This window comes from Mesorhizobium loti CJ3sym, from assembly GCF_000472785.1.
In the GTDB taxonomy this organism is placed as follows: Bacteria; Pseudomonadota; Alphaproteobacteria; order Rhizobiales; family Rhizobiaceae; genus Mesorhizobium; species Mesorhizobium loti_E.
The window spans coordinates 128,083-153,730 of the sequence record NZ_AXAL01000006.1; the positions used below are offsets into that span (position 1 = coordinate 128,083).

Sequence of the window (25,648 nt, forward strand, 5' to 3'; positions counted from 1 at the left end):
ATGATCGATCTCATCCAGCTTGCGGTTCCCGTCCTGCTTAAGGGCCTGTGGGTCACGGCGGCGCTGACATTCGTTTCGGTACTGATCGGCTTCAATCTGGGCCTTGGGCTGGCGTTGATGCGGCTGTCCTCGAACCGCTTCCTGTCAGGCTTCGCCAAATATTATTCCAATGTCTTTCGCGGGACGCCGCTGCTGGTGCAGATTTTCCTGTTCTATTACGGGCTCGGCCAGCTTTCGCTGATCAAGGACAACGCTGCCTTGTGGTGGGTGATCAGTGACGGTGCGCGCTGCGCTGTCCTGGCGCTGGCGCTGAACACGGCTGCCTACACATCCGAAATCCTGCGCGGCGGATTGATGTCGGTTCCGGTTGGCCTCGTCGAAGCGGCCCAGGCGTGCGGCATGTCGCGCATGCTGCGGTTCCGCCGCATCGAGTTTCCGCTCGCCATCCGCCAGGCGCTGCCGGCCTATGGCAATGAGCTTATCCTTGTCGTCAAGGGGACAAGCCTTGCCTCGACGATCACGGTGCTCGAAATCACCGGCTACGCCAAGCGGCTGATGAGCCAGACCTTCGCGATCTTCGAGATTTTCGCCATTGCGGGCGTGCTCTATCTCGTGATCAATCTTCTGTTGATCGCGGTAATCCGAGCCATAGAGCGGTTTCTCATGCGCCATGAGGCCTCTTCCGGCCGGAAATTGGTCGCGCCGCACCCAAATCGATCAACCGTGGTTTCGTGACACCTTGCCAAGATTGGCGGTTTGGTCTGCTTGACCTTTGAGCGGCCCGTCATCATCGATAGGGTCGGCTTAGGACAAGCTTATTGTTCGGGCAGTTTTCGCGGCCTAATCGCTTCGCCCCTATCTCGATCGTCCACCAGGGCTCGAGTGCCGCTGCGAAAGCAATCGGGACTGCGAGGGACTCGAAGCCGTATGGCATTTCCTCTGCGGGCTGCCCTAAAGCTGACGGTCCGTTTCCGTGCCCCAAGCTGACCCGCCTGCGACCTCGCGCCTTAACGTAGCGATGGCAAGGGACCTTGGTCGCTCTGCACTATTTCGTCCTGGAGTTGGGCTTACTGGAAATAGTCCTCGATGAGCGGATGTCGCATGAGACAGCTGGTTGGCGGCGGTTCAATTCCGGTTGCCGGATTCTAACTGGGTGCAACCAAACTGGTGAAAGCGGCACTAAGCCAGGATTTTTGGTCCTTCATCCTGCCAATCGCCAAAATACATCAGGTGGTTGGATACCATCAAAAATACCAACACCGAGACGGGGGAAACCCACTTAATAATGGTGCCGGCCTTCATCGCGCCGCCGACCTAGCGGCCCCTCGAAACCTCTAGTGCAGGCGCAGGGCTTTCGTCCGCGTATTCGGGTATCGCCGCCTTGGCGTAGCCCTGCCGAATGCGTTCGGCGTCGGCCGGATTGCTGAAGGGTAGCCGCCCCAGGTGCTCTGAAAAGCGATAGCTCGGGTTTATCTCTTTTAGCTCGGCGCTCACGCGCCGTGCTTCATCGACGTCGCCGAGGTGGCCAAGCGCGGCAATAAGGAGCCCCCGCGACAGGTCGGTCTTGGGCGACACGCGGATACGCTCGCGAAATGCCTCGACCGCTTTCTGGTACTGCCCGGCCAGGAGGTAAGCCGAGCCGATGAAGTGCCAGGTCAAATGGCCCTGCAGCGGATCGAGGCGCAGCGCGTGCTCCAGATCCGGAATCGCCTCCAGCGGCGCGCCGTTGTAGATGTTGCCCACCCCGCGCAGGCCGAAGGCCAGTGCGAAGTTGGGGTTGAGAGCAAGCGCCTTCTCCACCTCTTCGCGATGTCCGGCCGGATCCTTCTCCCAAAACTTCACCAGCGCGGCCATGTAATGCCCATAGGGCAGGTTGGGGTCCTTCTCGAGCGCCAGCCGACTATAATGGGCAGAGAGTTCCTTGCTGTCGGTGCGCCCGCTCCAGTGGTTCTGAAAGTCCTGGTTGTAAGCGTGAGCCAGGCCGGCATACGGTTCGGCATAGTCGGGGTCGAGCTCAATTGCCTGGGTGAACAAGGCGACCGCGCGCTCGAATGTCTCGTTTGTCTTATCAGGACCGGACAAGACCTCGCGCCCGCGCAGGAAAAGATCATGCGCCTGGATGTTTCTCGTTGGTGTATGGGCGATGCGCGCCGACTCGGCCGGGGTCAGGGCAACCCTGAGGGCTTCGACGATGCGGTGCGTCACGTCGTCCTGCAGCGCGAAGATATCGGTCATGTCGCGGTCGTAGCGGTCCGCCCAGACATGGGTCCCGGTCCGCGCATCGATCAACTGGGCATTGATCCTGACGCGGTTGCCGGCGCGGCGGATCGAGCCCTCGAGCACCGCAGTCACGCCGAGCTCGCGCCCGACCGTCCGGACATCGATGTTCTTGCCTTTGTAGGTGAAGCTGGAGTTGCGGGCGATGACCGAGAGGCCGGCGACCTTCGACAGGTCGGTTATGATGTCTTCGCTGATGCCGTCGGCGAAGTAGTCCTGCTCGGTGTCGCCGCTCATATTGGCGAACGGCAGGACGGCGATCGACAGCTTTGCCGACTTTGATCCTGCCGGCCGGCTCGTCGAGGGCTCCGACGTCGCGATCGCCTTCGCGCCGGCGGCACCGACCGCCAGCGAATAAACTCGGATCGGCTCGGCGATGTTCTTGAGCTGCGTGCTGCCGAGATCGGCGACCGAGAGGTTGAGCCTGGCTTTGACCTGGCGATAGGCATCTTCGGACAGGCAGATGGCCCCGGGCGCCGCAACGCCCTCCAGACGCGAAGCGATGTTGACACCATCGCCCATCAGGTCGCCGTCGCTTTCCTCGACAACGTCTCCCAGATGAATGCCGATCCGGAATTCGATGCGACGGTCCTGCGGTACACCGGCGTTGCGCTCCACCATTCCGTTCTGCACCTCGATAGCGCAGCGCACGGCATCCACCACGCTGCGGAACTCGACCAGCGCTCCATCCCCGGTGCGCTTGATCACGCGCCCGTTGTGCACGGCGATGGTCGGATCCATCAGGTCGCTGCGTAGTGCCCGCAACCTCGCCAAGGTGCGATCTTCGTCTTCGCTGGCGAGCCGACTATATCCGACCACGTCTGCGGCTAGAATTGCGGCTAGCTTGCGATTCTCACCCATAGCGCCCTCCGCGGCTACCGAGGTTAGCACAACGAACCGTTGAGCGCCTCCCCATTCGATGGGTGCGATCCTGGCGAAAGTCGTCGTTGAAATTAGCGCGCGCCTAACGGCAGCTATTCAAGCCTCGACGCCTGGAAGCCGACAGTCAGAACTCGGCCCCGTTCCCGTCAGAAGCAGCCCAGCGGAATTGCGCCTTAAGTCTGCCGTCGAGCGGGCGGCCGTCCTTTCCCACTAGCGGTCACGCGCCTTCGCTTGAAGACGACCGTTCGCACGATACGCATTAGCGTTGCATTCGGACTGCGTGTTTGGCTTTCAAACCGTCCCGAGCCGTGGAACTACATTGGAACCATGGCGGCTTGGCGGCTTTAAGCGAGCTCTCCCAAGTACGTAGCCAACGCCTCAGCTCCGTCGAAAGCACCTGCCATGTAGCCATCAGGACGCACGAGCGACATCAACCCACTGGCTACCGGCGGTCGAACTGCCGGCTCGATGATATGGCCGTAGCGCTGCGACAACGCATTGGTCGAGGCGGTCGACTCGATCCGGATACGGCGCATGAAAATCAAGTCGGGCGGGTTTATCACCTGGGAGGAGGAGGACATTGTCGCGTTCTACGCAGCGCACGCAGAGGGCACCCGTGCCCGCCTCGCCCTCGACCTTCTGCTGTTCACCGGTCAGCGACGCTCGGACGTTATTGGTATGGGCCGGCAGCACGTCAAGAACGACGTCCTCTCCATTCGCCAGCAAAAGACGGGCACAGCCGTCTCGATCCCACTTCATGCATACCTCAAACGCACGCTCGATGCCCGACCCCAGGGCAACCTCACATTTCTCCTGACGCAATACGAAAAGCCGTTCCAGCCCGAGTCCTTCACGAACTGGTTCCGGGTCTGTGTCCGCGAAGCTGGTTTGCGCGAGGATTTGGCAAGCGGCGCCATGGGGCTTTCACCGCACGGTCTGCGTAAGGCGTGTAGCCGACGGCTTGCTCAAGCGGGCTGCACGCCCCACCAGATCAAGGCAATCACGGGCCACAAAAAGCTCGATGAGATCGTTCGCTACACCGAGGCCGTGGATCAGATGCGCTTGGCGCATGAAGCGATGAATGCCATCGCCGAGCACGGAGCAGGAACAAAAGCTGTCAAACCGAATGGCTTGGTTTGACAATTTTGCTAGTAAGCTATTGAAAACGCATAGATGGGAAACGGCTATTCCACACTGAGCCGATACCCAATACCGCGCACCGTCTGCAACCAGACCGGATTGGACGGATCGCGCTCGATCTTGCGGCGCAGCCGGTTGATCTGGACGTCGATGGTACGCTCGCCGACCTCCGAATCGTCACCAACCAGCTCGTGGCGCGGAATGGTTTCGCCGGCGCGCGCGGCGAAGATCGCCAGGATCTCCTGCTCGCGGTCGGTCAGCTTCAGCGCCTCGCCGCCACGCTTCAATTCGCGCCTGGCGATCTGGAAGGTGTAGGGGCCGAAGACCAGTTGCTCGACCTTGGGCGTCGTCGCCGGGCCGCCGCGGCGCAGGATGTTGTTGATGCGCAGGATCAGCTCGCGCGGATCGAAGGGTTTCGGCAGATAGTCGTCGGCACCGGCCTCCAGCCCTGAGATGCGGCTGTCGGTTTCCGACAGCGCCGTCAGCATCAGTATCGGCACGTTCTTTTCGGCCCGCAATGACTTGGTGAGGTCGACGCCGGTCTCGCCCGGCATCATGACATCGAGCACCAGCAGGTCGAAATCGAGGCCGGCCAGTTTGCGCCTGGCTTCGCCGGCATTGCCGGCGACAGTGACGCGAAAGCCGTTTTCGGTCAGATACTGCTTGAGAAGATTGCGGATGCGGGTGTCGTCGTCGACCACGAGCAGATGCGGCGCATCGTCATCCGGTGCGGCCTGCTCGACCCTCTCAGTGCTCTCCATGGCTTTTCCCTGACATTTTTGCGGACCCAACGTCAATCTGCGCTCTCAGTTCCGGATTGACCATCGCTTCGAGGAAGCGTTCCACCAAGGTCCGTTCGGTGGCGCCGGAATCTTCCAATGCAGCATGGATGCGGCGCGACTGTGGCCGTGCCAGGGCCAGGGCCAGCGCACGGCCCTTGGCCGTCGGATAGAGTTCGCGCTGGCGGCGGTCGCGTGGACCTTGCAATTGCACGACATGGTCGGTGTCGATCAGCTGCTTGAGCACGCGCGCCAGGCTCTGCTTGGTGATCTTCAGCACATCGAGCAGTTCGGCGACCGTCAGGCCCGGCCTGCGGTTGACGAAATGCAGCACCCGGTGATGGGCGCGGCCGAAGCCGTAGTCGGCCAGGATCTGGTCGGGATCGGAGGTGAAGTCGCGATAGGCGAAGAAGAACAGTTCGATGATGGCGAAGTCGATGCCGTCCTCGACTGACATCGCGCTCCTGATCGGTTTTCCGGCAGATGGGCTTCGATCCGTCATCATTTCTCCATGGGAACGGGAGATTATGTCAGTACTATTGACGTAATTTCCCTGCAATGGTAATTTTTGACAAGCTTTTGGGCGGATTGCGAACGAAAAGGCAAGGCAGGCCGGTTTTTCCGGAACTTCCTGAGTTTGCCAGGGCGCGATTATCCGCCTACGCTTCGAGACACCGGCCGGCGTCTCAAATTGCATGGCGCGGCCAAAAAGAACACGCAACGACACCAAGGATATGCGGGCCGTGGCCCGCGGGAGGTTACCATGGCATCCGTTCCCTTCGATCAACTGGACGGTTTCATCTGGATGAATGGGGAGTTCATTCCGTGGGGCGACGCCAAGATTCATGTGCTGACGCACGGTCTGCACTATGCAAGCGCGGTCTTCGAGGGCGAGCGCGCCTATGGCGGCGAGATCTTCAAGCTCAACGAGCACACCGAGCGCCTGCATGAATCGGCGCGGCTGCTCGGCTTCAAGATTCCCTATTCGGTGGCCGAGCTCAACGACGCCTCAACCACGCTTCTGAAGAAGCAGGGTTTCCAGGACGCCTATGTCAGGCCGATCGCCTGGCGCGGCAGCGAGCAGATGGGCGTTTCGGCACAGAACAACCGTATCAACGTCGCTATCGCCATCTGGCAGTGGCCTAGCTATTTCGACCCGGCGCAGAAGCTGAAGGGCATCCGCCTCGATATGGCCGAATGGCGCCGGCCCGACCCGCGCACGGCGCCTTCAAAGTCGAAGGCCGCCGGCCTCTACATGATCTGCACCATGTCCAAACATGCCGCCGAAGCCAAGGGCTATGCCGACGCCATGATGCTCGACTGGCGCGGGCAAGTTGCGGAAGCAACGGGCGCCAACATCTTCTTCGTCAAGGACGGCAAGATCCACACGCCGAAGCCCGACTGTTTCCTCGACGGCATCACCCGCCGCACGGTCATCGGGCTGGCCAGGGATCGCGGTCTGGAAGTCATCGAACGCGCCATCATGCCGGAAGAACTTGAGGGCTTCGAGCAATGCTTCCTGACCGGGACGGCAGCGGAAGTAACGCCGGTGTCGGAGATCGGCCCTTACCGATTCGAGGTCGGCGAGATCGCTAAGAACCTTATGAATGACTATTCTGCCGCGGTTCAGCCGAAGCACGCGATCGCCGCAGAATAACGATAGTCACAGCTTTTCGTGCAAGCAGGGGCGGTTTTCGAGCCGCCCCTTTTATTTCAGCGTTTCTGCATTTGACTTTCATCCAATTCGGCGTCTCATGATGGTGTCGGCCCGGGAGGCTGGCAGCTATGGAGGGACTCATCATATGGACATGAACACGCTTCTTCCGATCATCATTCAGATCATTACAGGCATCATCGGTGGTCAGGCGGTGGGTGCTGCGATCAAGACGGCGGCACTGGGACAGCTGCCCAAGATCCTGGGCGGCGCCATTGGCGGTGTCGGCGGCGCTGCGATCCTGGGCAGCCTGCTCGGCCACGGGGTCGATCCGGCCGCGGCAGCGGCTGCGACGAGCGGCCTGGGCAGCTCGCTCAACCTGCAGAACATCGTCGGCGGCGCCGGCGGCGGCGCGATCCTGACCGGCATCATCGGTGCGGTCATGGGCGCCATGAAGAAGTAAGGTCCAACGGCTTCGGCCTGGTCAAATGGGCGGCTTCGGCCGCCCATTTCTGTTTTTGAAGCAACCGACTGTTCGTCTTTCCATGGGTGGACGCCCTTCGCCAGCGCCTTTACATGACGGTGGATACAGCGAAAGGACGATCATGGGTCAGCTCAATGCCGGCATCGTGCCGGTCACACCCTTCCAGCAGAACTGCACCATTCTGTTCGACATGGATGACAAGCACGGCGTCGTCGTCGATCCGGGCGGCGACATCGACAAGGTGCTGGCGGTGCTGAAGGACAATGCGATCATCGCCGAGGCAATCTGGATTACGCATGGCCATATCGACCATGCCGGCGGCGCGATGGAGTTGAAGGAGGCACTCGGCGTCGACATCATCGGGCCGCATGTGGCCGACAAATTCCTGCTCGACAATCTGGAGAACCAGGGCAAGCGCTATGGCATTGCCGGCTCGCGCAATTGCGTGCCCGACCGGTTCCTCACCGAGGGCGAAACGGTGTCGTTCGGTTCGCATGTCTTCGAGGTGCTGCATTGCCCAGGCCATGCGCCGGGTCATGTCGTCTACTACAACCGCGCGGCCAAGTTCGCCCATGTCGGCGACGTGCTGTTCCGTGGCTCGGTCGGCCGCACCGACCTGCCGGGCGGCGACCACGCGACGCTGATCGCTTCGATCAAGGACAAGCTGTTGCCGCTCGGCGATGACATCGGCTTCATCTGCGGCCACGGCCCCGGCGGCCGTTTCGGCGAGGAGCGGCGGACCAATCCGTTCCTTGTCTAGGCTGTGCTGATATTCAGGTGAGGCCGGTCTGCAAATGGCGGCTTCCTCCGCTTCCGGTGCTCACGTACCAAAAGTACGCTCCGCTCCGGTTCTCGGAACCCGTCATTTTCGACTCGGCCTGACCTGAATCTCAGCACACCCTGGCGGGCCACTGATCGGAGAATCCAAAAAAAGCGCTGGCCTCGCGGTCAGCGCTTTTTCGTATGGGGCAGGGAAGCCTCAGTTCGCGGTGCAGAAATGCTGCTCGCCGTCATTGCCGGTGAACGTGCCGGTGCGGCTGTTGAAGGTGCGGTAGCGGTCCGAGCAGTAGTTGTACCAGTCACGGGTCCACGGCTCGGCATAGCGATCGGCATAGACCACCTGCGGCTCGGCGTAATAGCGACGGACCGGGGCCGGGCGCACCACGACGTCACGGTCGTAGCCGTCATTGTAGTAGCGGTCTGCGTAGGGCGGGGGCTGGTCATTGGCCAGCGCGCCACCGATCAGCGCGCCTGCTGCGAGGCCGAGGACGCCGGCGGCAATGGCATCGCCATTGTGGTGGCGGCGGTGATGACCCCAGTCATCGGCGTTGGCTGCGGGCAAGGCCGCAAGCATGGTGCCGGCCACGGCGGCGGACAGCACGGCAGTCTTGAAAATTCTGTTCATCTTGGTCTCCTTCGTACCGGGCCGTGCGGTTTTGCAGGGGATGCGGTCCGGCTTTACCCAGAACTAATATGCGACCGTGGCTGAACGGGGGCTGAACGAATTTCGACGTTTCGATTTTTTAGAGGCGCCGAGAAGCTCACGCTCGCAATGAGCGGAACTGCCCGTCGGCGCCGACTGGTCTAACCGGCTCAGCCGACCGACAGGTTGACGGCCTTCGGACCCTTGCCGCGCTTGTCCGGCTCGGTGTCGAATGTCACTTTCTGCCCATCTTCGAGACCGGGAAGACCCGACGCCTGTACGGCCGAAATATGGACGAAGACATCCTTCGCGCCATCGTCCGGCGTGATGAAGCCGAAGCCCTTGGCATGGTTGAAGAATTTGACGGTGCCGGTCTGCGGCATGGGAAGCTCCTTTGATCCCATAAACTCCAGTCTCGGGCCGGCAAATGCCCGAGAGGAAATTTGTCCTTTATTTTAGCGTCATCGGCAAGAGAAAGTTTTGCATGCACTTTTGCTGTGCCTTTGACTTGAAGAAGGTGGGGACATGAAAAAGGCGCGGCGAAAATCGCCGCGCCTTCAAAATTCGTTTGTGTCTCCAGCCGCCGTCTATGGCCTGGAGTCTCCTTCGCACGCCACCGAGGACTGCGGGGCGCTGATGGTTCAGGCAGCGCGGAGGTTGACGGCCTTGGGGCCCTTGCCCATGCGGTCCGGCTCGACGTCGAAGGTGACCTTCTGGCCGTCGACGAGCGTGCGCAGGCCCGAAGCCTCGATCGCCGAGATATGGACGAACACGTCCTTGGCGCCACCATCGGGCGTAATGAAACCGAAGCCTTTGGTAGCGTTGAAGAATTTAACGGTGCCGGTCTGGGCCATTGGGGAAACTCCTTCACCCGTTCAGTCTTTGGTGGTCCCGCCCGCCGCCTGGCGCAATGGGCAGTTCCCGGTGGTTGCTTCGGCAGTCATGCATTGGCGCATGGTCAAACCCCCCGCCGAAAACGGGGCCGTCAGAGATTCACAGTATCGGGGAAAGGTCGTCCAAAACGTTCCGCTCTCCGGGTCGCAAATGCCCGAACACGGAATTTATCGCACGGAAACGTGAGGGTTGCAAGATAGGGCCGCAGGCCGCCACACTGGGCGCATCCCGACGCAAGAATCGACTGATCTGAGCGTCGATGCGCCGCAGATAGGCCTCGTTGCCGGACGGGTCATCGGCCCACAGCCACGGTCACGCATGGGCCAGAGGCTGCCAACGACAGCCATTGCCGGTCGCCCTGGTTCGCCACGTCGCCCCGGTTCGGGGCTGCAAACGGGGGTTGCATTTGACAAGGGAATGGCGAGGATCGGAACGGATCGCGATCGGGATGGGATCGAGGGAGAGAGCAGCATGAGATTCCTGGCGTCAATTTTTTCGCGACAGGGTTTTGGCTTCTTGCGGCAAGGATTTGCCTTGCTGTTCATGTCGGCACTTCTGGCCGCCTGCACCGTCGTCGTCGATGACGGGCCGGGACCCCGTCTGCGTCCGCCGCGCCCCGAACCGCAATATTGCAGCAGGCAGTACGAACCGGTCTGCGCCCGCCGCAGCGGCGATCGCCAGACTTTCGCCAATGGCTGCCTTGCCGACCGCGCCGGTTACCGCATCGTGCGCGACGGTCCCTGCCGTGGTGACGGCGCTGGCGGTGGCGGTGGCGGTGGCGGTGGCGGTGGCGGTGGGGAAGAGCAGACGTTCTGCACCCGCGAATATGCGCCCGTCTGCGCCCGCCGGCACGGTGAGGAGCGCACTTTCTCCAACGCCTGCGAAGCCCGCGCCGCAGATTATCGCATCGTTGGCGATGGGCCATGCTGAGAAGGCGCTACTTGGCCACGCCAGTATAGGCCTTGGCCTTCAGCAGGGCGGCCAGATGGGCGGCGTTTGACGCGGCCATCTCGATCATGCCGGCGACCTTTTCGGGGGTCCTCGGCAGGTCGACATAGTTGATGTCGCCCATGGGTTCGCCAACCCAATAGACGCCGCCATTGGCCGAGAATGGCTGTGCAGGCTCAACGTCGTCAGGCGCCTGCGGTTGCGCGGCGATGATCTAGATGTGGCTTGCCTAGGCCCGATACTCCCCATCGGCCGGTCCAGCATAAAGCTCGGTGCCATGCTCGTCGGAGATGCGCAGGCGGTCGGGGATCTGCGGCATGGCCAGGCTGTGGAACAGGGCGGTCGCGCCTTGCAGGGCGGCGCGTAGCGTGGGCGCTTCCAGCGACACCTTGTCGAGCGTCGCTTCCTCGGCGTCGCGCGACCTGTAGAACTCGATGACGAAGTTCAAGCAAGCCTCCGTGGCAGAGCATTTGGCTTGTTGCGTCAGTTCATCGCCTGCTCACAGCGGGCGATTGGGCGCATGTGAAGCGCCCCAGGGGATATCAGTTCTTGGATGTCAGCTCTTGGACTTCGGCTTCAGGCTGCTCTCCGCCTGCTTGACCGACGAGCCGAAGGGAGCGGCCGCCTTGGCCACGACTTTGTCTTTCTTCGGCTTGCGCGTTTCGCGATTGCTTCGCTGTTGACCCTTGGACATGAACTGCTCCTAGCGTGTTGGCTGGCTTTTCGGGGATCTCAGACGACCGGATTGTTGGCAACAATCGGCGTGTCGGCCGGTTCGAGATTGTCTTCGGTGGTGACCCGCTCGTGGGTCTCCTGCTCGCTGCGGATGCGGTATTGCGGCGAACCGTCCTTGACCGGCAGCCTGCTCTTGATCTCGAACAGTTCCGCCGTCTTCTGGACGAGGCCGGTGCGGCTCTTCATGCGCACCGTCTGGCCGATGGCGAAAAGGTGAGAGGGGGTGTCGGTGCGCGGGCGCGTATTCTGCTGGAAACGGATCATGCTGCATTCTCCCGGTCGCGCTTCAGCGCGGTTTCGAGTTCGAGGTGGTCGATGGCGACAAGCTGGCTGGTGGTCGGGTTCTCCACCGCCCTTGCCGGCAGGTGAATGAACGTGGCAACGCGGCGCCAGGCAGCGCGCGACATGCCCTCGATCAGCTCTTCATCATGATCGATGTCGTAGTCGCCGGCCGGCAACTGGCCCTCCAGACCACCGAGCGCGAAAGCCGCGGTGAAGTGGGCGATGGAGTGGGTGGTGCGGTCCGGCATTGTCCTGGCCTTGACTGGTTCAAATCTTGATCGGTTCGCGCTTTGGTCTTCACGTAAAACAGCGACCTGAAAGCAAAAAAGCGGGGACGAGGCCCCGCTTTCCTATTTCCGGCAATCGCTGGAAATAAGCCGCTTTCGAGAGCTGCCAGTACATCCGTGGTCAGCGTTCATCGAATTCGGCCGGATCAGATCAGTTGCAGACTGGCGGCCGACTCGCGGCCCTTGCCGTCACGCTCCAACTCGAATTGCAGTTTCTGGCCTTCGGCAAGGCCGGGGAAGCCGGCGCGTTCCAATGCGCTGACATGGACGAATACGTCCTTGCCGCCATCGGTCGGCTGAATGAAGCCAAAACCCTTCTGGCCATTGTAGAACTTCACGGTTCCGGTGGTCATATGTGTCTTTCGAGGACTGAGAAATCGTCGCACGGCCAATCTGCCGCGCGCCCGGTGCCGATGATTTGGAATGAGATTGGCGGGTCGAGAACCTCTGACGCCGCGAGATGCCAATTCTGGCCCAAACGATCTTTGTTATATAGCTCGATTGGGCAACCTTTTCAAGAAGGTTTGTAAATCTGCCGGCTTTGGCTGAAAAATAGATCGCTATAAATGTTCAGATAATTCTGCTATGGGTTCAAGATATTTCTAAAAAATTCTTGTGAACGTGCTGGGGGTTTTCCCTGGCATCTGTATTTTATTCGCTCCGGAAAAGGATAAAACATGGTTTCCGTCAGAACCTCGAAAGGGAAGACCGCAGCGGTCAATCCGATCATCAAGCCAACCGCCATGCACGCCATTGCCATTGGCGCCAATGGCCAGCCGATGATCGTCAAGTCGGCACGGCTGACCATCAGAAGCGATGAGGCGGCGAGGCGCATGATCTCCGACACCGATGGCACCGTGAGGCGGGCTAGGCAGGTTGCCGAGACCAACCGCCTGATCTGATCGCTTTCGCGGCGACGGAAGAGCACAGAACCACGCTAAGACTTGAACCTGCCGCGCCAATGGCTTAGATCGCGGCAGGCGGATAAACACGGCAGGTTTCCCATTAACAGAGATCAGAGACGAGCGGCGGGTGCGGAAGCAAGGTCTGGCGCGGGCGGACAGCCGCCGTTGGGCCTTGACCAGTACGTGCAGCAGGCTCTGCAATTGCATCAGGCCGGGCGCCGGCAAGAGGCTGAGACAATCTACCGGCAGGTGCTGGAGCGTCAGCCCAAGCACGCGGCCGCCGCACATTTCCTGGGGCTGCTGCTGCACCAGACCGGGCGCAGCGAAGAAGGGCTGGATCTCATCGAACAATCGGTGAGCCTGCAGCCGACGAATGCCGATTTCCTCAACAATTTCGGCACGGTGATGCGCGACCTCGGCCGCGTCGCCGCGGCAATCGACTTCTTCCGTGGCGCGGTGGATCTGCGGCCGGAGCAACTCGCGGCACGCGACAATCTCGGCTCGTCGCTGACGCAGCTTGGCCAGTTCGAGGAGGCCGAGGAGATCTATCGCGGCACCGTCGCACGCAACCCATTTCATGTGCGCGCCCGGATCGGGCTTGCCGAAACGCTGCAGGAATCCGGACGCCTGGATGAGGCGCTGGCTGTCTTCCGCGAAGCGCTGACCATCCGCCCCAAAGATGCAGACCTGCTGCGCGGGCTGGGCGTCGGGCTGATGGAAAAGGGCAAGCTCGACGAGGCGGCCGACCTGCTCCGGCAGGCGCTGGCGGTGAACCCCGGCATGGCCACGGCCTGGCTGATGCTGACGCAGGTCAAGCGCCAGAAGGAGCGCGATGCCGAACTGGCCGGCATGGAAGCACAGCATGCCAAGGCGCCGCAGGACAGCCTGGCACGCATGCAGCTGTCCTTCGGCCTCGGCAAGGCCAATGACGATTTGAAGGATTACAACAGGGCCTTCGACTATTTCGCCGAAGGCAATGCCATTCGCCGCAAGGGCATCAACTATGATCCCGTCAGGACGCGCGCCGAATTCGAGGCGATGAAGACGGTGTTCGATGCCGGCTTCTTTGAAAGGCACAGACCGAGCCCGATCACCGATGATGCGCCCATCTTCATCGTCGGTATGCCGCGCTCCGGCACGACGCTGGTCGAACAGATCATCGCCAGCCATCCCAAGGTCTATGGCGCGGGCGAGCTCAGCATCTTGAAGAAGGTGGTCGGAAATCAGTTCCCGGCAAACATGCCAGGCGGCTTTCCCTGGGGCGTGTCGGAGACAGATGATGCGGATTTTGCCGAGGCAGGCCAAGCCTATCTCGACATGCTGCATGCCCGCTATCCCCATATCAGCCATGTCACCGACAAGATGCCGGGCAACTTCCTGCTAATCGGCTTCATCCACATGATGATGCCGAAGGCCAGGATCATCCACGTCGCCCGCGATGCGGTGGCGACATGCCTTTCAATCTTCAAGGTGCATTTCCGGGGTGACAGCCATCGCTATGGCTATGAGCTGAGCGAACTCGCCGACTTCCACAATCTCTACACAGACATCATGGCGCATTGGCACAGCGTGCTGCCCGGCGTCGTGCATGATGTGCGCTATGAGGATTTCGTCGCCGATCAGGAAGGGCAGAGCCGGGCGCTCATCGACTATCTCGGCCTGCCATGGGACGATGCCGTGCTGTCGTTCCACGAGACCGACCGGCCGGTGCGCACGGCTTCCGCCGCGCAGGTGCGCCAGCCGATGTATCAAGGCTCGGTCGATCTGTGGAAGCGTTATGGGGATCGGCTGAAGCCGCTGCTCGACAAGCTAGGCTGATATTGAGGTGAGGCCGGCCTGCGAACGGCGGTTCCCTTCGCTTCCGGTACTCACGTACTTAAAGTACGTTCCGTTCCGGTTCTCGGAAACCACCGTTCTCGGTTCGGCCTGACCTCAATCTCAACCTACCTTGGGGCAGAGCAATTCAAAGCTCCATGAACGGCTGGAAGCCGCCGAAGATCATGCGCTTGGCGTCGAAGGGCATGGTCCCCCAATCGGGTTTCAAACGCGGGTCGGCCATCACCTTTGCCATCACTGCATCGCGGCTCTGCCGTGATTCATAGACTGCCCAGGCAAAGACGACGATCTCGTCGTCCTTTGCCTGAACGGCGCGCGGAAACGAGGTCAGCTCGCCATAGGGCACGTCGTCGCCGATACATTCGACATAGGCGAGCGCGCCGTGTTCCATCCATATCGGGCCGGTGAGGCTGGCCAGCTTCTTGTAGTCGTCGAGTTTGGTCTTTGGCACGGCAAGTACGAAACCATCGACATAGGACATGGCGAACTCCTTTGCTGAAAAACGAGCGCCGGGTCGGCGGGGATACGACCTGGCGCGGTGAGCGCGTCAGCCCTGCCATTGGCGGGCGACCGCTCGCCAGGAAACCTATTTCACCGGCGCGTTCATCGCCCAGGCGACGCCAAAGGGATCCTTCACCTGGCCCCAGCGGTCGCCCCAGAACATCACCTGCAACGGCACCACTTCCTCGCAACCGGCCTCGATGGCGCGCTGCCACCAGGTTTCAATCGTGTCGTCCTGGAGATGCAGCTGCAGCGTATAGCCCTGCGCATCCTTGTGCGGGTGACCGTGTTCGGGGAAGGCATCGCCCAGCATCAGCGTCGAGCCGTTGATGTGGAGATGGACATGCATGGTGCGGCCTTTTTCGTCAGGCGGATAGGCAAAGACCTGCTCCGCGCCAAAGGCCTTCGTGTAGAATTCGGCAGCCTCGAAGGCGCCGTCAACCTGCAGATAAGGGGTCAATCCGCCGAGCACTTCTGCCCTGGGCTGAACGGGGGTCTGGTCAGTCATGTCTTGCTCCTCTTTGCGTCTGGCTTGGGCGTTTGGCTTGGCCTTACGAACCTTAGGACGCATGAGATGACGGCGATCCTACACGACCGCGAGATTTTTTGCGGACCGGTCCCGCGAAGACCAGGCAGCCGGCGAGATGAGCGACAGCATCAACAGGCTGGTTGCGGTCATATTATCTTGGCCGAGAAGGTGTTCGCACGACGGCTGTCTTGCGCGTCGAACATTTCCGGGAAGCCGATATCCTTGCGCACCGCGGCCGGCAGTGAAAGCAGGATGCGTTCGCAGCGGTGGCGGGCGCGTGCCGCCGCATACCGGGTTGCGATGCGACTGATGGATGAAAGGACCGACATGGTGGTTCTCCCTGGGTTGATGCCGGCATCATCGTGTCGGCATCCCAAGGACGAGGCAGGTTCAGGCGATCCGACAGGTCGTCGAAACTATTTCAGATGACCGATGCGGCGAGCGCGGTATCGTAATATTCCACCATCTCGATGATCTCGCCGTCGCGCAGCGTCCAGAAATCGGCGATGCGCATGACAAGCTCCTGGCCGGTGGTTTTGCGCGTCAAATGGATTTCGACCTGCGCCGCGATCTTGTCGCCGCCGTCGATGATGTCCATCGGGACGAAGCTGCGGTATTCGAAATCCTTGTCCAGCGCCATGAGGCGGGCAAGGAACTCCTGCTTGCCGTTGCCTGCCCCGATGTAGGGTGCGTGCGGTTCGGCGACCCAGCGGAAGACGACATCGTCTGAACAGTGGGCCAGCGCGCTCACGATGTCGCGTTTCGCATAGGCATCATAAAGGTTCTTGACGACGTCCACCCCGCGCATGACTGGTTTCCTCCCTCGGTTTGCGAAACCTTCACGATGCGCCTTTTCCGGCTGCCGGGAAAGTGCGGGCCGGCAACCCTCGAATGCCGGCCCGGCCGAATGGCTTTCCTCAGCCACCCGCTTCGGCCACCTCGCGGAAAAAGCCCTCGGGGTCCTCGATCTCGGTCAGCTTTCGCTTCTCGATCAGCCAGAAGCGGTTGCCGACATTGCGGATGAAGGATCGGTCGTGTGAAGCCAGCACGCAGCTTGCCTGGTGCTTGAGCAATTCCTCTTCCAGCGCTTCCTGGCCGTCGATGTCGAGATGGTTGGTCGGCTCGTCGAGCAGGTAGAAGTTGGGGTTGGCGAGCCTCAGCGCCAGCATTATCAGCCGTGCCTTCTGGCCGCCGGACAGCACGCCGATCTTTTTCTCCTGCATCTCGATGATCACGCCGGCGCCTGCAAGCAGCGAGCGGGCGCGCTGTTCGCCGACATCATAGCGGCGCGAGACCATCGCCAGCGGTGTGTCGTCGCCGCTGATGCCGGATAGCGCCTGGTCGCTGTAGCCGAGCACTGTCGACGGCGTCACCTTCACGTTCGGCACCGTGTCGGGCTCGACGATTGCGTTGCGGATCAGGGTGACGAAACGCGACTTGCCGACGCCGTTGCGGCCAAGCAGCACGATGCGGTCGCCCTGGCAGATGTGGCGCTTGCCGGTCCTGAACAGCAGCGTGCCGTCAGGCGTTTCGACCGCCGCGTCTTCAAGCGTGATCAGCACCTTGGCGTGGGTGCCGCGATTGGCAAGCCGGATCGCACCGGCCGACTTCTCGCGATGTGCTGATACCGCCGCCTCTTCCAGCTTCTCCGCACGCTCCTTGAGTTGCTTGGTCTTCACCGTCAGCAGGTCGCTGCCCGAATTGATACCGATGTTGTTGAGCTTGGCGGCTTGCTTGCGCAGCTGCTGGGCGACCTTCATGTCGCGCTCGAACTTGCGCGCCGTCGAGGCATCGGCCTCGTCGAGCGCCCGCCTCGCGCGGGAATAGGGTAGCGCGAACACTGGCGATTGCTCCGGGCGCAGGAAAAGCGTCCGATTGGTGGCGGCGTCGAGGAAGGCGCGGTCATGGCTGGCGATGATAACAGGCACTTCGCGCGGCAGTGCGCTCAGCCAGCTTTCCAGCTGGGAGATGCGGGCAAGGTCAAGATGGTTGGTCGGCTCGTCGAGCAGCAGCACGTCGGGATCGGTGACCCAGACGCGGGCGATCAGCGCCAGTCTTTGCCAGCCGCCGCTCAGCGCCTGCATTGGCCGTTCGCGCATCGCCTCGGGCACATCAAGCGAGTCGAGGACGACGTCGACACGCCACAGCTCGCTGTCGGCCTGCTCGGCGGGCAAGGCATCGGCCACCACCTGATAAAAGGTGCTGCCGAGCATAGCAGGGGGAACCGACTGCTCGACATGGCCGACGCGCAGGCCACGCGTGCGGGTGATGTCGCCCGATGTCTGCTCCATCTCGCCGGTCAGGCATTTGAGCAAGGTCGACTTGCCGCGGCCGTTGGCGGCAACGATGCCAAGCCGATCGCCGGCGCCGATGGTGAGGTCGAGGTTTGCAAACAGCGGCGCACTCATGGTGACGCCGACGGATTTGAGGCTGATCAGGGCCATTGTGATTTCTCTGGTCTAGCCGGAGACAACTCCGGGTGCACTTTGACGGTGCGCATTCCGGCCATCAGGCTCAGTTGCGCACCACGAAGGGCAGACCAAAAAATCGAAGCGGGAAAAAACCCGGACCGTCCCTGGTCAGCCCTGCAAGCGAACTCGCAGGGCAGAAATCGGGCCACGCTGACGATGGTGACGATGAAACGTGAACACGTGAGCCCTCCTTTCAAGACGTTCGAGTGTTGGGGAGCGATTACACCAAAGGCGGGGCGGAAGGCAAGGGGACGGCGTTCCCGCGACGCGGGAACGGATCTAGCACCAGGACGCAGCCGCCGATGATCGCTACCGCGCCGAAGCCCTGGATAACGGTCAGCGACTCCCCAAGCAGAATCGTGCCAACCAGCACCGCGATCGTGGTCACGGCGAATTCGACGCTGATCGTCCTGGTCGCGCCGATGCTGGCCACCAGCCGGAAATAGACGACATAGGTCAGCGCGCTCATCACGCAGGCGAGAAGGACGAGATAGAGGAAGTCGACAGGGGTGGGCATGGCAGGCACCGGCACGACCAACAGCAATGGCAGCGTCATCAGGCCGCCGAACATGAAGGCGGCGCCGGTGAGTTCGAACGAACCAGCCGCGCGCAAATGGCGGTTGGCGTAGTTGCTGCCGAAGGCGGCGGAGAAGGAACTGCACAATGAGGCCGCACAGCCGAAGGCGAAAGATGTCGTGATCGGCACGGCGGGAAAGCCGACCAGAACGATGATCCCTGTGGCGCCGACCAGCAACCCTGCCAGTCCACGAAGTGTGATGCGCTCCAGCCCCCACAACTGGCCGAGGATCATCGAGAACAGCGGGATCGCGGCAACGAGGATGGCGGCTATCGCCGTGCCGATGCGCGGCGTTGCATAGGACAGGCCGATCAGCTGCGCGGCGACTGTCGTCGCGCCAACCACGGCGAAGTGCCGCCAGCCGACGCTGAAATCCAGCCGCCGCCGTGTCGCGGCGGCCAACAGGAAGAGCGTGATGCCGGCGATCAGCGACCGCAAGGTGACCGCGCCGACCCAGCCAAAGGCATGCACGACCTTGAGCAGGACAAGGAACGACAGGCCCCAAGTGATGGCCAGAAAGATGTAGGCGGCGATGTCCCTGGGTTTCATGGAAAGGGCCGGTGCGAGCTTTGTGTGCGGAGCCAGAATTGCAGCCGTGCGTATCGTTTCCGCCGACTGGCGGCAACCGCTGGCGCATAGTCCAGAGACTGTTCCGACTTAAGGTGCGCGATGGAGCGCCTCTCCTTCTCCCCTTGCGGGAGAAGGAGAGGCGCTCTACTTCCCCGGCCGGCCCGTCTTGCCCGGCCGGCGCTTCTCGCGGCGGGCATCGCCCGGATCTTCATATGAACCAATGCCGGCTCGCTGGCGGATGATTGGTGTGGCGTCGCGATCCGTCGCGCCCCCCTCTGTCCTGCCGGACATCTCCCCGACTAGGGGGGAGATTGGCTGGGGCTTGGCCGGCACTTTTCCGTCGATCGGCTTTTCCGTGCGTCGCACGGTCATCTCGTCCAGCGAGTTCTTCTTGAACAATGGCTTTGCCGGCTCGCCGGGAATGCCGAGGTCGGAGCCGTGCGCTTCCTCGGCCGACTGCTTCTTGAACAGCGAGCGCGACACGGCACCCGCTGGCGTCGTCATGTCGGTGCCGGGACCCATATCGTCGATCGAGGGTTTGGAAAACAGCGGCTTCTTCACCGGCACAACGCCGTCGGCGCCCATCTCGTCAAGCGCCGGCTTGCGGAAGAGGTTGGTCCGGGCAGCCTTGGCCGCCTCTTCGGCGGCGCGGGCTTCGTCGAGCTTGCGGAAACGTTCCTGTTCCTCGGATGTACGATGTTTGGCCACACCCTTGTTGTGCTTGCCCTTTTCTCGACCCGAGACCGGGCTTTCCATGTCGGCGTATTTGGCCAGCGGGTCTTCGGAGATCGACAGTTCCATCTCACGCAGGCGCTTGATTTCGTCACGGATACGGGCTGCCTTCTCGAAGTCGAGATTGGTGGCGGCGTCGCGCATCTGCTTCTCCATGGCGTCGAGATGCGCCTTGAGATTGTTGCCCATCATGGCGCCGGCGCTGTCGGTGAACTGCGAGATGTCGGCGCGGACATGGTCCTTCTCGTAGACCGAGTCCAGAATGTCTGAGATGCGCGACTTGACCGATTCCGGCGTAATGCCGTTGGCCTCGTTCCACTCCATCTGCTTCTCGCGGCGACGGCTGGTTTCGGCCATCGCCCGTTCCATCGAGCCGGTGACCTGGTCGGCATAGAGGATGACCTTGCCGTCGACGTTGCGGGCGGCGCGGCCGATGGTCTGGATCAGTGACGTTTCCGAGCGCAAAAAGCCTTCCTTGTCGGCGTCGAGAATGGCGACGAAGCCGCATTCGGGAATGTCGAGGCCCTCGCGCAGAAGGTTGATGCCGACCAGCACGTCGAAAGCGCCGAGGCGCAAATCCCTAAGGATCTCGATGCGCTCCAGCGTGTCGATGTCGGAGTGCATGTAGCGCACGCGCACGCCCTGTTCGTGCAGGTATTCGGTCAGGTCCTCGGCCATGCGCTTGGTCAGCACGGTGACCAGCGTGCGGTAGCCGGCCTTGGTGGTGTCGCGGATTTCGCCGACGACATCGTCGACCTGGCTTTTCGCCGGGCGGACCTCGACCGGCGGATCGATCAGGCCGGTCGGGCGGATGACCTGCTCGGCAAAGACGCCGCCGGCCTGTTCCATTTCCCAGCCGCCGGGCGTTGCCGAAACCGCGACCGAGAGCGGGCGCATGGCGTCCCATTCCTCGAAGCGTAGTGGCCGGTTGTCCATGCAGGACGGCAAGCGGAAGCCATATTCGGCCAGCGTCGCCTTACGGCGAAAGTCGCCGCGATACATGCCGCCGATCTGCGGCACGGTGACGTGGCTTTCGTCGATGAAGACCAGCGCATTGTCAGGGATATATTCGAACAAGGTCGGCGGCGGATCGCCCGGCTGGCGGCCGGTGAGATAGCGCGAATAGTTCTCGATGCCGGCGCAGGAGCCGGTGGCTTCCAGCATCTCGAGGTCGAAACGGCAGCGCTGTTCCAGCCGCTGCGCTTCGAGCAGGCGGCCGGCGCGTTCCAGCTCGACCAAGCGGTGCTTGAGCTCTTCCTTGATCGACTTGATCGCCTGATTGAGCGTCGGACGCGGCGTCACATAGTGCGAATTGGCGTAGATCTTGACGCTTTTCAGCTCGCCGGTCTTCTGGCCGGTCAGTGGGTCGAATTCGGTGATCTGCTCGATCTCGTCGCCAAACATCGAGATGCGCCAGGCGCGGTCTTCCAGGTGGGCGGGGAAGATCTCGATCGTGTCGCCGCGCACGCGGAACGAGCCGCGCACGAAATTGATGTCCTGGCGCTTGTATTGCTGAGCGACGAGGTCGGCGAGCAGGGCGCGCTGGTCGAGCCGGTCGCCGATCTGCATCTGGAAGGTCATCGCGGTATAGGTCTCGACCGAGCCGATACCATAAATGCAGGACACCGAGGCGACGATGATGACGTCGTCGCGCTCGAGCAGCGAGCGCGTCGCCGAATGGCGCATGCGGTCGATCTGTTCGTTGATCGAGGATTCCTTCTCGATGAAGGTGTCGGTGCGCGGAACGTAGGCTTCCGGCTGGTAATAGTCGTAATAGGAGACGAAATACTCGACGGCGTTTTCCGGGAAGAATTTCTTGAACTCGGAATAAAGCTGCGCCGCCAGCGTCTTGTTCGGCGCCAGGATCAGGGCAGGGCGCTGCGTCTGCTCGATCACCTTGGCCATGGTGAAGGTTTTGCCGGAGCCGGTGACGCCGAGCAGCACCTGGGTGCGGTCGTTGTTGTCGACACCTTCGACAAGGTCCTTGATCGCGGTCGGCTGGTCACCCGCGGGCTCGAAGTCCGACACCATCTTGATGGCGATGCCGCCTTCGGATTTCTCCGGGCGGGCCGGGCGATGCGGCGTCCACAGCACGCCGTCCTTGTGCAGCGGATTGCCGGATTCGATCAGCGCCGACAGCGCTGCCACAGTGGCTGTGACGCTGCTCGAGGCCATGGTCTCGGCGTCTTCCAGCGAGATATCGAGGCCTGCGACCGGATTGAGGCCGGCCGCGGTCCGCTCCCTGGCCGTTGCCGCGCCGCCCATCGAAGTGCCGCGCGAGCTCCGACCCGGAGCGGCGGAGCGCTCGGGAATCTTCTTGCCGGCCTTGGGCGATTTGCCGCCGTCGCCCTTGCCGATCTGGCGTCCTTCCTTCTCGGCCTCCTGCTCGATCTGCTCCGCCCAATCGGCGATCGAGCCGGTGAGCGGCGTGCCCGACAGTTCGGGCTGCGGCATCTCGGCGAAGCCGCCTCTGTGCAGCGGCTCCGAGGCGTCGAGGAAATCGGTCAGCGGACTGCGCCGCTTGGGCGCGGCGCGGTCGTCATTCGCCGTCGGGGGCGTTCTCTTGTCGGGGGATTTGGCCATGTCCCGAATATGGGAGGTCTTGGCCAAAATGGAAAGAGCGGGATGGAGCGAGGTGCCTGCCCGGATATGGCTCCTGACAGAAGGCTGTCAGGAGGAGTCAGGCCCGCAGTGGTACTGCCGTCGCGCTCAGGCGCCGCGTGCGTTGTCGGTCGCCACCTGGGTCGGCGAACCGTTCAGGCGCGGCACCACGACGAGGCGCGTGACCTTGCCTTTCTTGAAAGCGGCGAGGAAGCGGGGATAGTCCCGGAAGACGACGCAGCCATTGGATTCGGCGCGGCCGCCGCGCAGCATGTATGTGTGGGCGAGCAGGCCATTGCGGTTGTACTTGTTACCGCCACCGACCGGGGTGAGGCGCAGGGCCTCGACACCATGGAAGCGGGATTCACGCAGCGACAGATTGTAGGTGTTGGGTGGCGTCGGGCCACGATCCTTGACATGGACATAGCGCGGCTGGTCGACCATGGCGCCGAGACCCGAATGCGCCTCGAGCCGCTGGCCGTCCGGCATGTAGACGATCTTGGCGCTGATGTCATAGACGGCGACGCCGTGACCGGCTCCGCTTCCGGGGTTCGGCCCGTTGAACAGGTTCCTGAACGCCTGACCGAGGCCGCCCGAGGGCGTGTCCGGCTTGGCATAGGCCAGGACATCGCCGCCATCGCGGCCTTGGCGGGCCGGTTGCCTGGACTGCTGAACCGGCTTTGCCTGCGGCGCCGGTTTCTGCTGGGCGAGCTTGGGCTGAGTAATCTTGGGCTGCGGCTCCGGCTTGTCCTGCTCTACGGCCTTGGGCTGCGGCGCGTCGAACTGCGGACGGCGGGTCGGCAGCGGCACTTCGTCGGTCAGCGCATCCGGCAGCGCGGCCGCGTCGCCAGGCTGTTCCTGCTGGGTCTCCACAGGCGAAACCGCGACATCCGCCGAGGAGTCGGTCATCGGCAGCGGTGAAGCGAAGGCCTCATCCTCGACGGGCAGCGACCGGATAAGGGCCAGCGCCAGCTGTGCGTTATCGGGCGTCTCCGATTGGGCAAAGCCCGTCGGTGCCGGTGCGGTCTGGACGACGGTATCGGCACGGGCGAAGCGTTCCGCCGCGGGAGCCGGCATGTCATCAGACAGGCTGGCCATGACCTGGGCGGACGGCACCAGCGACGCCTCCGCGATCTGCGGCGCGGTGCTGGAAATCACCGGACGGGCGTTGGCCGTCGCGACAGGCATGCCGGCGGTGGCAAAGACAACAGGCTTGCCGGCGTCGGCAAAAGCGGCGGCGAGCTTGGTCGGCGACAGCGACGCCTCCATGCGTTCGAAACGCTCCTGCGCTTTCGACTTCAAGATAGGCTGTTCCGGCTTTGCATCGGCCACGAGGCGCGCGGATTTCTCCATCTGCGGGCTGACGCCGGCCAGCTTGAAGCAGCTGGCGCCGCACTGCACGGCATGGTCGTGCAGGGCCTGCGCGCCGCCATGGGCGTTGGCCAGCACGAACGGCGCCGAGGATCTCAGGAAATGCTGCTTCAGCGGATCGGCCATCGCCAGGGAACCCGGCATGGACAATGTCTGCGGCAGGCCGCCCGACGCCGACAGCGCGGCGCCGACGGAGCTGAGGCCGGCCATGGTGCCGATCAGCCACAAGCCGACGGCAGCGCTGACACCGGGCACCGCGACCCAGCGGACGATCCGTTGCGGGTTGAAGGAAGGGGAACGCAATGCGTCGAGTTGCTCGCCGCCTTCACGCTGTTCCCAGATTATATTGTGTTTACGCGACAACGCCATGCAACCAATCTTGCTCCAATCGGTTTTCCCCGTACGTGGCCTTGTGAGCCGCGACGACCATTCTGCGAGTGATCCCAGGTGGTCCCCGACGCGTTTGCCGCGCCTGTCGTTGGTTGCCGATTGCTTCAAAATATGGACAAAGTTGGTTAATCAATCCCTCTCAAAACCAACGACGAGATGTGGATTTCGCCAAATGAGGTTCTATCCACGCGTAGGAAAGTGGTGTTGTTGCCCTTCCGAGGCAGTTTTGCTGCCTGCTTTTGGCGGCCAAGTCAAGCAAAACAGCCCCTGCTAATTTGCGAAAGAACCGGTCCGGCGAACCATGCGGCAATCGGTCATGCCATTCCCAGGCGCGAAAAAAGTGACTTGCAGGGGCAAAACTGTTGCCCGCTTGCCACAAATTCTCCGCCCGGACGGCCGCTCCCTGACGGCCATTGACTCGTTTTAGGAGGCGGTGCATCGGATCAAGTGCTTGGTTTTGGGGTGGCAAAGGCCACTTTCGGAGGCTTTTTCCATGAAGCGTCGGGATTTCTTGACGCTGTCGGCGGGTGCGGCGGCGTTCTCCATTCTTCCGGCTACTGTCAGGGCTGCCCTGCCGGTGCCTTATGATCGCAACGCCGAAATCCCATTCAAGGATAAAAAGTCGTTCATCGACTGGATGGTGGCCAATCGCGGCGAGGATCCGAAGTTTTTGGCCGAGCGATTCGATCGCTTCCAGATCATGGTCTACAACAAGGATGTGCTGGACGACCGCAACAAGCGCGCCTTCCTTGCCACGCCGCGAGAAGAATTCGTGCTGCAGCAGAATCTGGGGCGCGCCTATGATCACGCCTTCCTCGACATCGGCTATGGCGTGACCATCTCGGGTCCGCATCTGGTCGGGCGCATGACGACGGCCATCGACGTGCAGTTCGGCGAGGCCGTGCTCGAGGTCGGCACAGGCTCCGGCTATCAGTCGGCGTATCTCGCCAACCTCACCGACAAGGTGCACACGATCGAGATCATCAATCCGCTGGCGCAGCGCACCCGCCGCACCTACGACGCGCTGATCGATCGCGGCTACAGCGTGTTCGGCTCGGTCACCAGCCGCAACGCCGACGGCTATTATGGCTGGGAAAGCGTCGGCCCGTTCGACAAGATCATCGTCACTTGCGGCATCGACCACATTCCGCCGTCGCTGCTGCAGCAGTTGAAGCCAAATGGCGTGATGGTCATCCCGGTCGGCCCGCCTGGCGCCCAGCATGTGCTCAAGGTGATCAAGCAGCAGCTTGCCGACAGCACGTTCAACATCGTCCGCTCGGATATCTACAATGGCAAGGTGGTGCCGTTCGTGCCGTTCACCAAGCTGGAAGGCGACCAGATCGTCGGCACGCATAACGGCTGAGCATTGCCCCGCCGGTC

The 25,648-nt window shown here is 62.2% G+C and carries 29 protein-coding genes; 9 read left to right on the forward strand and 20 right to left on the reverse strand.

What is annotated here, in order from left to right; translation table 11 throughout:
- Window positions 1-735: an ABC transporter permease gene (locus A3A9_RS0109290; protein WP_027058546.1), complete on the forward strand. Its 735-nt coding sequence runs from the start codon at window positions 1-3 to the stop codon at window positions 733-735.
- Window positions 736-1,314: 579 nt separating this feature from the next.
- Here the strand turns inward: A3A9_RS0109290 and A3A9_RS38505 are convergent.
- A complete protein-coding gene (locus tag A3A9_RS38505) occupies window positions 1,315-3,138 on the reverse strand; it encodes an adenylate/guanylate cyclase domain-containing protein (protein WP_051370830.1) in 1,824 nt (607 codons plus the stop codon).
- A gap of 555 nt (window positions 3,139-3,693) precedes the next feature.
- Here A3A9_RS38505 and A3A9_RS38510 point away from each other — a divergent pair.
- Window positions 3,694-4,299 (forward strand): tyrosine-type recombinase/integrase, encoded by a 606-nt coding sequence (locus A3A9_RS38510; protein ID WP_051370834.1) that lies wholly within the window; start codon window positions 3,694-3,696, stop codon window positions 4,297-4,299.
- 44 nt (window positions 4,300-4,343) lie between these two features.
- Here A3A9_RS38510 and A3A9_RS0109310 read toward each other — a convergent pair whose 3' ends face one another.
- Window positions 4,344-5,060, reverse strand: coding sequence for a response regulator (locus A3A9_RS0109310; RefSeq protein WP_027030627.1), 717 nt, complete (start codon window positions 5,058-5,060; stop codon window positions 4,344-4,346).
- On the reverse strand, window positions 5,047-5,580 hold the full coding sequence (locus A3A9_RS0109315; protein ID WP_027058547.1) for a MarR family winged helix-turn-helix transcriptional regulator: 534 nt from the start codon (window positions 5,578-5,580) through the stop codon (window positions 5,047-5,049). The genes A3A9_RS0109310 and A3A9_RS0109315 overlap by 14 nt, the downstream gene beginning before the upstream one ends.
- Window positions 5,581-5,841: 261 nt before the next feature.
- Between A3A9_RS0109315 and A3A9_RS0109320 the strand changes: the two genes are divergently transcribed.
- The 3 genes from A3A9_RS0109320 to A3A9_RS0109330 all read left to right on the forward strand — a co-directional run bounded on the left by A3A9_RS0109320 (window position 5,842) and on the right by A3A9_RS0109330 (window position 7,976).
- Window positions 5,842-6,735: a branched-chain amino acid aminotransferase gene (locus A3A9_RS0109320; RefSeq protein ID WP_027030625.1), complete on the forward strand. Its 894-nt coding sequence runs from the start codon at window positions 5,842-5,844 to the stop codon at window positions 6,733-6,735.
- 145 nt (window positions 6,736-6,880) lie between these two features.
- Window positions 6,881-7,195, forward strand: coding sequence for a hypothetical protein (locus tag A3A9_RS0109325; protein WP_027030624.1), 315 nt, complete (start codon window positions 6,881-6,883; stop codon window positions 7,193-7,195).
- A gap of 142 nt (window positions 7,196-7,337) precedes the next feature.
- Window positions 7,338-7,976: an MBL fold metallo-hydrolase gene (locus A3A9_RS0109330; RefSeq protein ID WP_027058548.1), complete on the forward strand. Its 639-nt coding sequence runs from the start codon at window positions 7,338-7,340 to the stop codon at window positions 7,974-7,976.
- 219 nt (window positions 7,977-8,195) lie between these two features.
- On the opposite strand, the gene A3A9_RS0109335 is transcribed toward A3A9_RS0109330, so the two are convergent.
- The 3 genes from A3A9_RS0109335 to A3A9_RS0109345 form a co-directional block, all read right to left on the reverse strand.
- Window positions 8,196-8,621 carry a BA14K family protein gene (locus A3A9_RS0109335; RefSeq protein ID WP_027058549.1) on the reverse strand — a complete coding sequence of 142 codons (426 nt, stop codon included), beginning with the start codon at window positions 8,619-8,621 and terminating at the stop codon, window positions 8,196-8,198.
- 188 nt (window positions 8,622-8,809) lie between these two features.
- Window positions 8,810-9,022 (reverse strand): cold-shock protein, encoded by a 213-nt coding sequence (locus A3A9_RS0109340; protein WP_008877668.1) that lies wholly within the window; start codon window positions 9,020-9,022, stop codon window positions 8,810-8,812.
- Between the two features lie 258 nt (window positions 9,023-9,280).
- Window positions 9,281-9,493 (reverse strand): cold-shock protein, encoded by a 213-nt coding sequence (locus A3A9_RS0109345; protein WP_006202520.1) that lies wholly within the window; start codon window positions 9,491-9,493, stop codon window positions 9,281-9,283.
- Window positions 9,494-10,004: 511 nt separating this feature from the next.
- Here A3A9_RS0109345 and A3A9_RS0109350 point away from each other — a divergent pair.
- Window positions 10,005-10,463, forward strand: a complete 459-nt coding sequence (locus A3A9_RS0109350) for a Kazal-type serine protease inhibitor domain-containing protein (protein ID WP_027058550.1) — start codon at window positions 10,005-10,007, stop codon at window positions 10,461-10,463.
- Between the two features lie 7 nt (window positions 10,464-10,470).
- Here the strand turns inward: A3A9_RS0109350 and A3A9_RS46285 are convergent, their stop codons facing one another.
- The 6 genes from A3A9_RS46285 to A3A9_RS0109380 form a co-directional block, all read right to left on the reverse strand.
- Window positions 10,471-10,605 (reverse strand): hypothetical protein, encoded by a 135-nt coding sequence (locus A3A9_RS46285; RefSeq protein ID WP_275451164.1) that lies wholly within the window; start codon window positions 10,603-10,605, stop codon window positions 10,471-10,473.
- Between the two features lie 105 nt (window positions 10,606-10,710).
- The gene (locus tag A3A9_RS0109360; protein ID WP_027058551.1) at window positions 10,711-10,929 is read right to left on the reverse strand and encodes a hypothetical protein; all 219 of its coding nucleotides are present in this window, start codon (window positions 10,927-10,929) and stop codon (window positions 10,711-10,713) included.
- Between the two features lie 108 nt (window positions 10,930-11,037).
- Complete coding sequence (locus A3A9_RS45135) at window positions 11,038-11,175, reverse strand: hypothetical protein (RefSeq protein ID WP_167334868.1); 138 nt, start codon at window positions 11,173-11,175, stop codon at window positions 11,038-11,040.
- Between the two features lie 38 nt (window positions 11,176-11,213).
- A complete protein-coding gene (locus tag A3A9_RS0109370) occupies window positions 11,214-11,480 on the reverse strand; it encodes a hypothetical protein (RefSeq protein WP_027058552.1) in 267 nt (88 codons plus the stop codon).
- A complete protein-coding gene (locus A3A9_RS0109375) occupies window positions 11,477-11,746 on the reverse strand; it encodes a hypothetical protein (RefSeq protein ID WP_027058553.1) in 270 nt (89 codons plus the stop codon). Before A3A9_RS0109375 ends, A3A9_RS0109370 begins: the two co-directional genes overlap by 4 nt.
- Window positions 11,747-11,931: 185 nt before the next feature.
- Window positions 11,932-12,138 carry a cold-shock protein gene (locus A3A9_RS0109380; protein ID WP_027058554.1) on the reverse strand — a complete coding sequence of 69 codons (207 nt, stop codon included), beginning with the start codon at window positions 12,136-12,138 and terminating at the stop codon, window positions 11,932-11,934.
- Window positions 12,139-12,462: 324 nt separating this feature from the next.
- Between A3A9_RS0109380 and A3A9_RS0109385 the strand changes: the two genes are divergently transcribed.
- Together A3A9_RS0109385 and A3A9_RS0109390 are read left to right on the forward strand one after the other, a co-directional pair.
- The gene (locus A3A9_RS0109385) at window positions 12,463-12,687 is read left to right on the forward strand and encodes a hypothetical protein (protein ID WP_027058555.1); all 225 of its coding nucleotides are present in this window, start codon (window positions 12,463-12,465) and stop codon (window positions 12,685-12,687) included.
- Between the two features lie 186 nt (window positions 12,688-12,873).
- Window positions 12,874-14,508: a tetratricopeptide repeat-containing sulfotransferase family protein gene (locus tag A3A9_RS0109390; RefSeq protein WP_027058556.1), complete on the forward strand. Its 1,635-nt coding sequence runs from the start codon at window positions 12,874-12,876 to the stop codon at window positions 14,506-14,508.
- Window positions 14,509-14,653: 145 nt separating this feature from the next.
- Here the strand turns inward: A3A9_RS0109390 and A3A9_RS0109395 are convergent, their stop codons facing one another.
- The 8 genes from A3A9_RS0109395 to A3A9_RS0109435 form a co-directional block, all read right to left on the reverse strand.
- Entirely contained in the window at window positions 14,654-15,007 is a 354-nt protein-coding gene (locus tag A3A9_RS0109395) for a DUF1428 domain-containing protein (RefSeq protein WP_027058557.1), read from the reverse strand.
- Window positions 15,008-15,112: 105 nt separating this feature from the next.
- Entirely contained in the window at window positions 15,113-15,535 is a 423-nt protein-coding gene (locus A3A9_RS0109400) for a VOC family protein (protein WP_027058558.1), read from the reverse strand.
- A 167-nt stretch (window positions 15,536-15,702) separates the two neighbouring features.
- Window positions 15,703-15,885 (reverse strand): hypothetical protein, encoded by a 183-nt coding sequence (locus A3A9_RS0109410; protein ID WP_027058559.1) that lies wholly within the window; start codon window positions 15,883-15,885, stop codon window positions 15,703-15,705.
- A 92-nt stretch (window positions 15,886-15,977) separates the two neighbouring features.
- A complete protein-coding gene (locus A3A9_RS0109415) occupies window positions 15,978-16,364 on the reverse strand; it encodes a nuclear transport factor 2 family protein (protein WP_027058560.1) in 387 nt (128 codons plus the stop codon).
- 109 nt (window positions 16,365-16,473) lie between these two features.
- Entirely contained in the window at window positions 16,474-18,000 is a 1,527-nt protein-coding gene (locus A3A9_RS0109420) for an ABC-F family ATP-binding cassette domain-containing protein (protein WP_027058561.1), read from the reverse strand.
- Between the two features lie 247 nt (window positions 18,001-18,247).
- A complete protein-coding gene (locus A3A9_RS0109425; RefSeq protein WP_027058562.1) occupies window positions 18,248-19,153 on the reverse strand; it encodes a DMT family transporter in 906 nt (301 codons plus the stop codon).
- Window positions 19,154-19,318: 165 nt separating this feature from the next.
- Window positions 19,319-22,489: an excinuclease ABC subunit UvrB gene (gene uvrB / locus A3A9_RS0109430; RefSeq protein ID WP_027058563.1), complete on the reverse strand. Its 3,171-nt coding sequence runs from the start codon at window positions 22,487-22,489 to the stop codon at window positions 19,319-19,321.
- Between the two features lie 126 nt (window positions 22,490-22,615).
- On the reverse strand, window positions 22,616-24,247 hold the full coding sequence (locus tag A3A9_RS0109435) for a DUF2778 domain-containing protein (protein WP_027058564.1): 1,632 nt from the start codon (window positions 24,245-24,247) through the stop codon (window positions 22,616-22,618).
- Window positions 24,248-24,761: 514 nt separating this feature from the next.
- Here A3A9_RS0109435 and A3A9_RS0109440 point away from each other — a divergent pair.
- Window positions 24,762-25,631, forward strand: coding sequence for a protein-L-isoaspartate O-methyltransferase family protein (locus A3A9_RS0109440; protein ID WP_027058565.1), 870 nt, complete (start codon window positions 24,762-24,764; stop codon window positions 25,629-25,631).
- The last annotated feature ends 17 nt before the right edge of the window (window positions 25,632-25,648 follow it).

Coding starts and splice junctions, on each gene's coding strand:
- A3A9_RS0109290 (WP_027058546.1), top strand. CDS start 1: ATGATCGATCTCATCCAGCTTGCGGTTCCCGTCCTGCTTAAGGGCCTG.
- A3A9_RS0109350 (WP_027058550.1), top strand. CDS start 10,005: ATGAGATTCCTGGCGTCAATTTTTTCGCGACAGGGTTTTGGCTTCTTG.
- A3A9_RS0109370 (WP_027058552.1), bottom strand. CDS start 11,480: ATGATCCGTTTCCAGCAGAATACGCGCCCGCGCACCGACACCCCCTCT.
- A3A9_RS0109420 (WP_027058561.1), bottom strand. CDS start 18,000: ATGGCCCTGATCAGCCTCAAATCCGTCGGCGTCACCATGAGTGCGCCG.
- A3A9_RS0109375 (WP_027058553.1), bottom strand. CDS start 11,746: ATGCCGGACCGCACCACCCACTCCATCGCCCACTTCACCGCGGCTTTC.
- A3A9_RS38510 (WP_051370834.1), top strand. CDS start 3,694: ATGAAAATCAAGTCGGGCGGGTTTATCACCTGGGAGGAGGAGGACATT.
- A3A9_RS0109435 (WP_027058564.1), bottom strand. CDS start 24,247: ATGGCGTTGTCGCGTAAACACAATATAATCTGGGAACAGCGTGAAGGC.
- A3A9_RS0109340 (WP_008877668.1), bottom strand. CDS start 9,022: ATGCCGCAGACCGGCACCGTCAAATTCTTCAACCATGCCAAGGGCTTC.
- A3A9_RS0109335 (WP_027058549.1), bottom strand. CDS start 8,621: ATGAACAGAATTTTCAAGACTGCCGTGCTGTCCGCCGCCGTGGCCGGC.
- A3A9_RS0109385 (WP_027058555.1), top strand. CDS start 12,463: ATGGTTTCCGTCAGAACCTCGAAAGGGAAGACCGCAGCGGTCAATCCG.
- A3A9_RS0109310 (WP_027030627.1), bottom strand. CDS start 5,060: ATGGAGAGCACTGAGAGGGTCGAGCAGGCCGCACCGGATGACGATGCG.
- A3A9_RS0109410 (WP_027058559.1), bottom strand. CDS start 15,885: ATGTCGGTCCTTTCATCCATCAGTCGCATCGCAACCCGGTATGCGGCG.
- A3A9_RS0109415 (WP_027058560.1), bottom strand. CDS start 16,364: ATGCGCGGGGTGGACGTCGTCAAGAACCTTTATGATGCCTATGCGAAA.
- A3A9_RS0109400 (WP_027058558.1), bottom strand. CDS start 15,535: ATGACTGACCAGACCCCCGTTCAGCCCAGGGCAGAAGTGCTCGGCGGA.
- A3A9_RS45135 (WP_167334868.1), bottom strand. CDS start 11,175: ATGTCCAAGGGTCAACAGCGAAGCAATCGCGAAACGCGCAAGCCGAAG.
- A3A9_RS0109380 (WP_027058554.1), bottom strand. CDS start 12,138: ATGACCACCGGAACCGTGAAGTTCTACAATGGCCAGAAGGGTTTTGGC.
- A3A9_RS38505 (WP_051370830.1), bottom strand. CDS start 3,138: ATGGGTGAGAATCGCAAGCTAGCCGCAATTCTAGCCGCAGACGTGGTC.
- A3A9_RS0109395 (WP_027058557.1), bottom strand. CDS start 15,007: ATGTCCTATGTCGATGGTTTCGTACTTGCCGTGCCAAAGACCAAACTC.
- A3A9_RS46285 (WP_275451164.1), bottom strand. CDS start 10,605: ATGGGCGACATCAACTATGTCGACCTGCCGAGGACCCCCGAAAAGGTC.
- A3A9_RS0109320 (WP_027030625.1), top strand. CDS start 5,842: ATGGCATCCGTTCCCTTCGATCAACTGGACGGTTTCATCTGGATGAAT.
- A3A9_RS0109345 (WP_006202520.1), bottom strand. CDS start 9,493: ATGGCCCAGACCGGCACCGTTAAATTCTTCAACGCTACCAAAGGCTTC.
- uvrB (WP_027058563.1), bottom strand. CDS start 22,489: ATGGCCAAATCCCCCGACAAGAGAACGCCCCCGACGGCGAATGACGAC.
- A3A9_RS0109440 (WP_027058565.1), top strand. CDS start 24,762: ATGAAGCGTCGGGATTTCTTGACGCTGTCGGCGGGTGCGGCGGCGTTC.
- A3A9_RS0109315 (WP_027058547.1), bottom strand. CDS start 5,580: ATGACGGATCGAAGCCCATCTGCCGGAAAACCGATCAGGAGCGCGATG.
- A3A9_RS0109330 (WP_027058548.1), top strand. CDS start 7,338: ATGGGTCAGCTCAATGCCGGCATCGTGCCGGTCACACCCTTCCAGCAG.
- A3A9_RS0109425 (WP_027058562.1), bottom strand. CDS start 19,153: ATGAAACCCAGGGACATCGCCGCCTACATCTTTCTGGCCATCACTTGG.
- A3A9_RS0109325 (WP_027030624.1), top strand. CDS start 6,881: ATGGACATGAACACGCTTCTTCCGATCATCATTCAGATCATTACAGGC.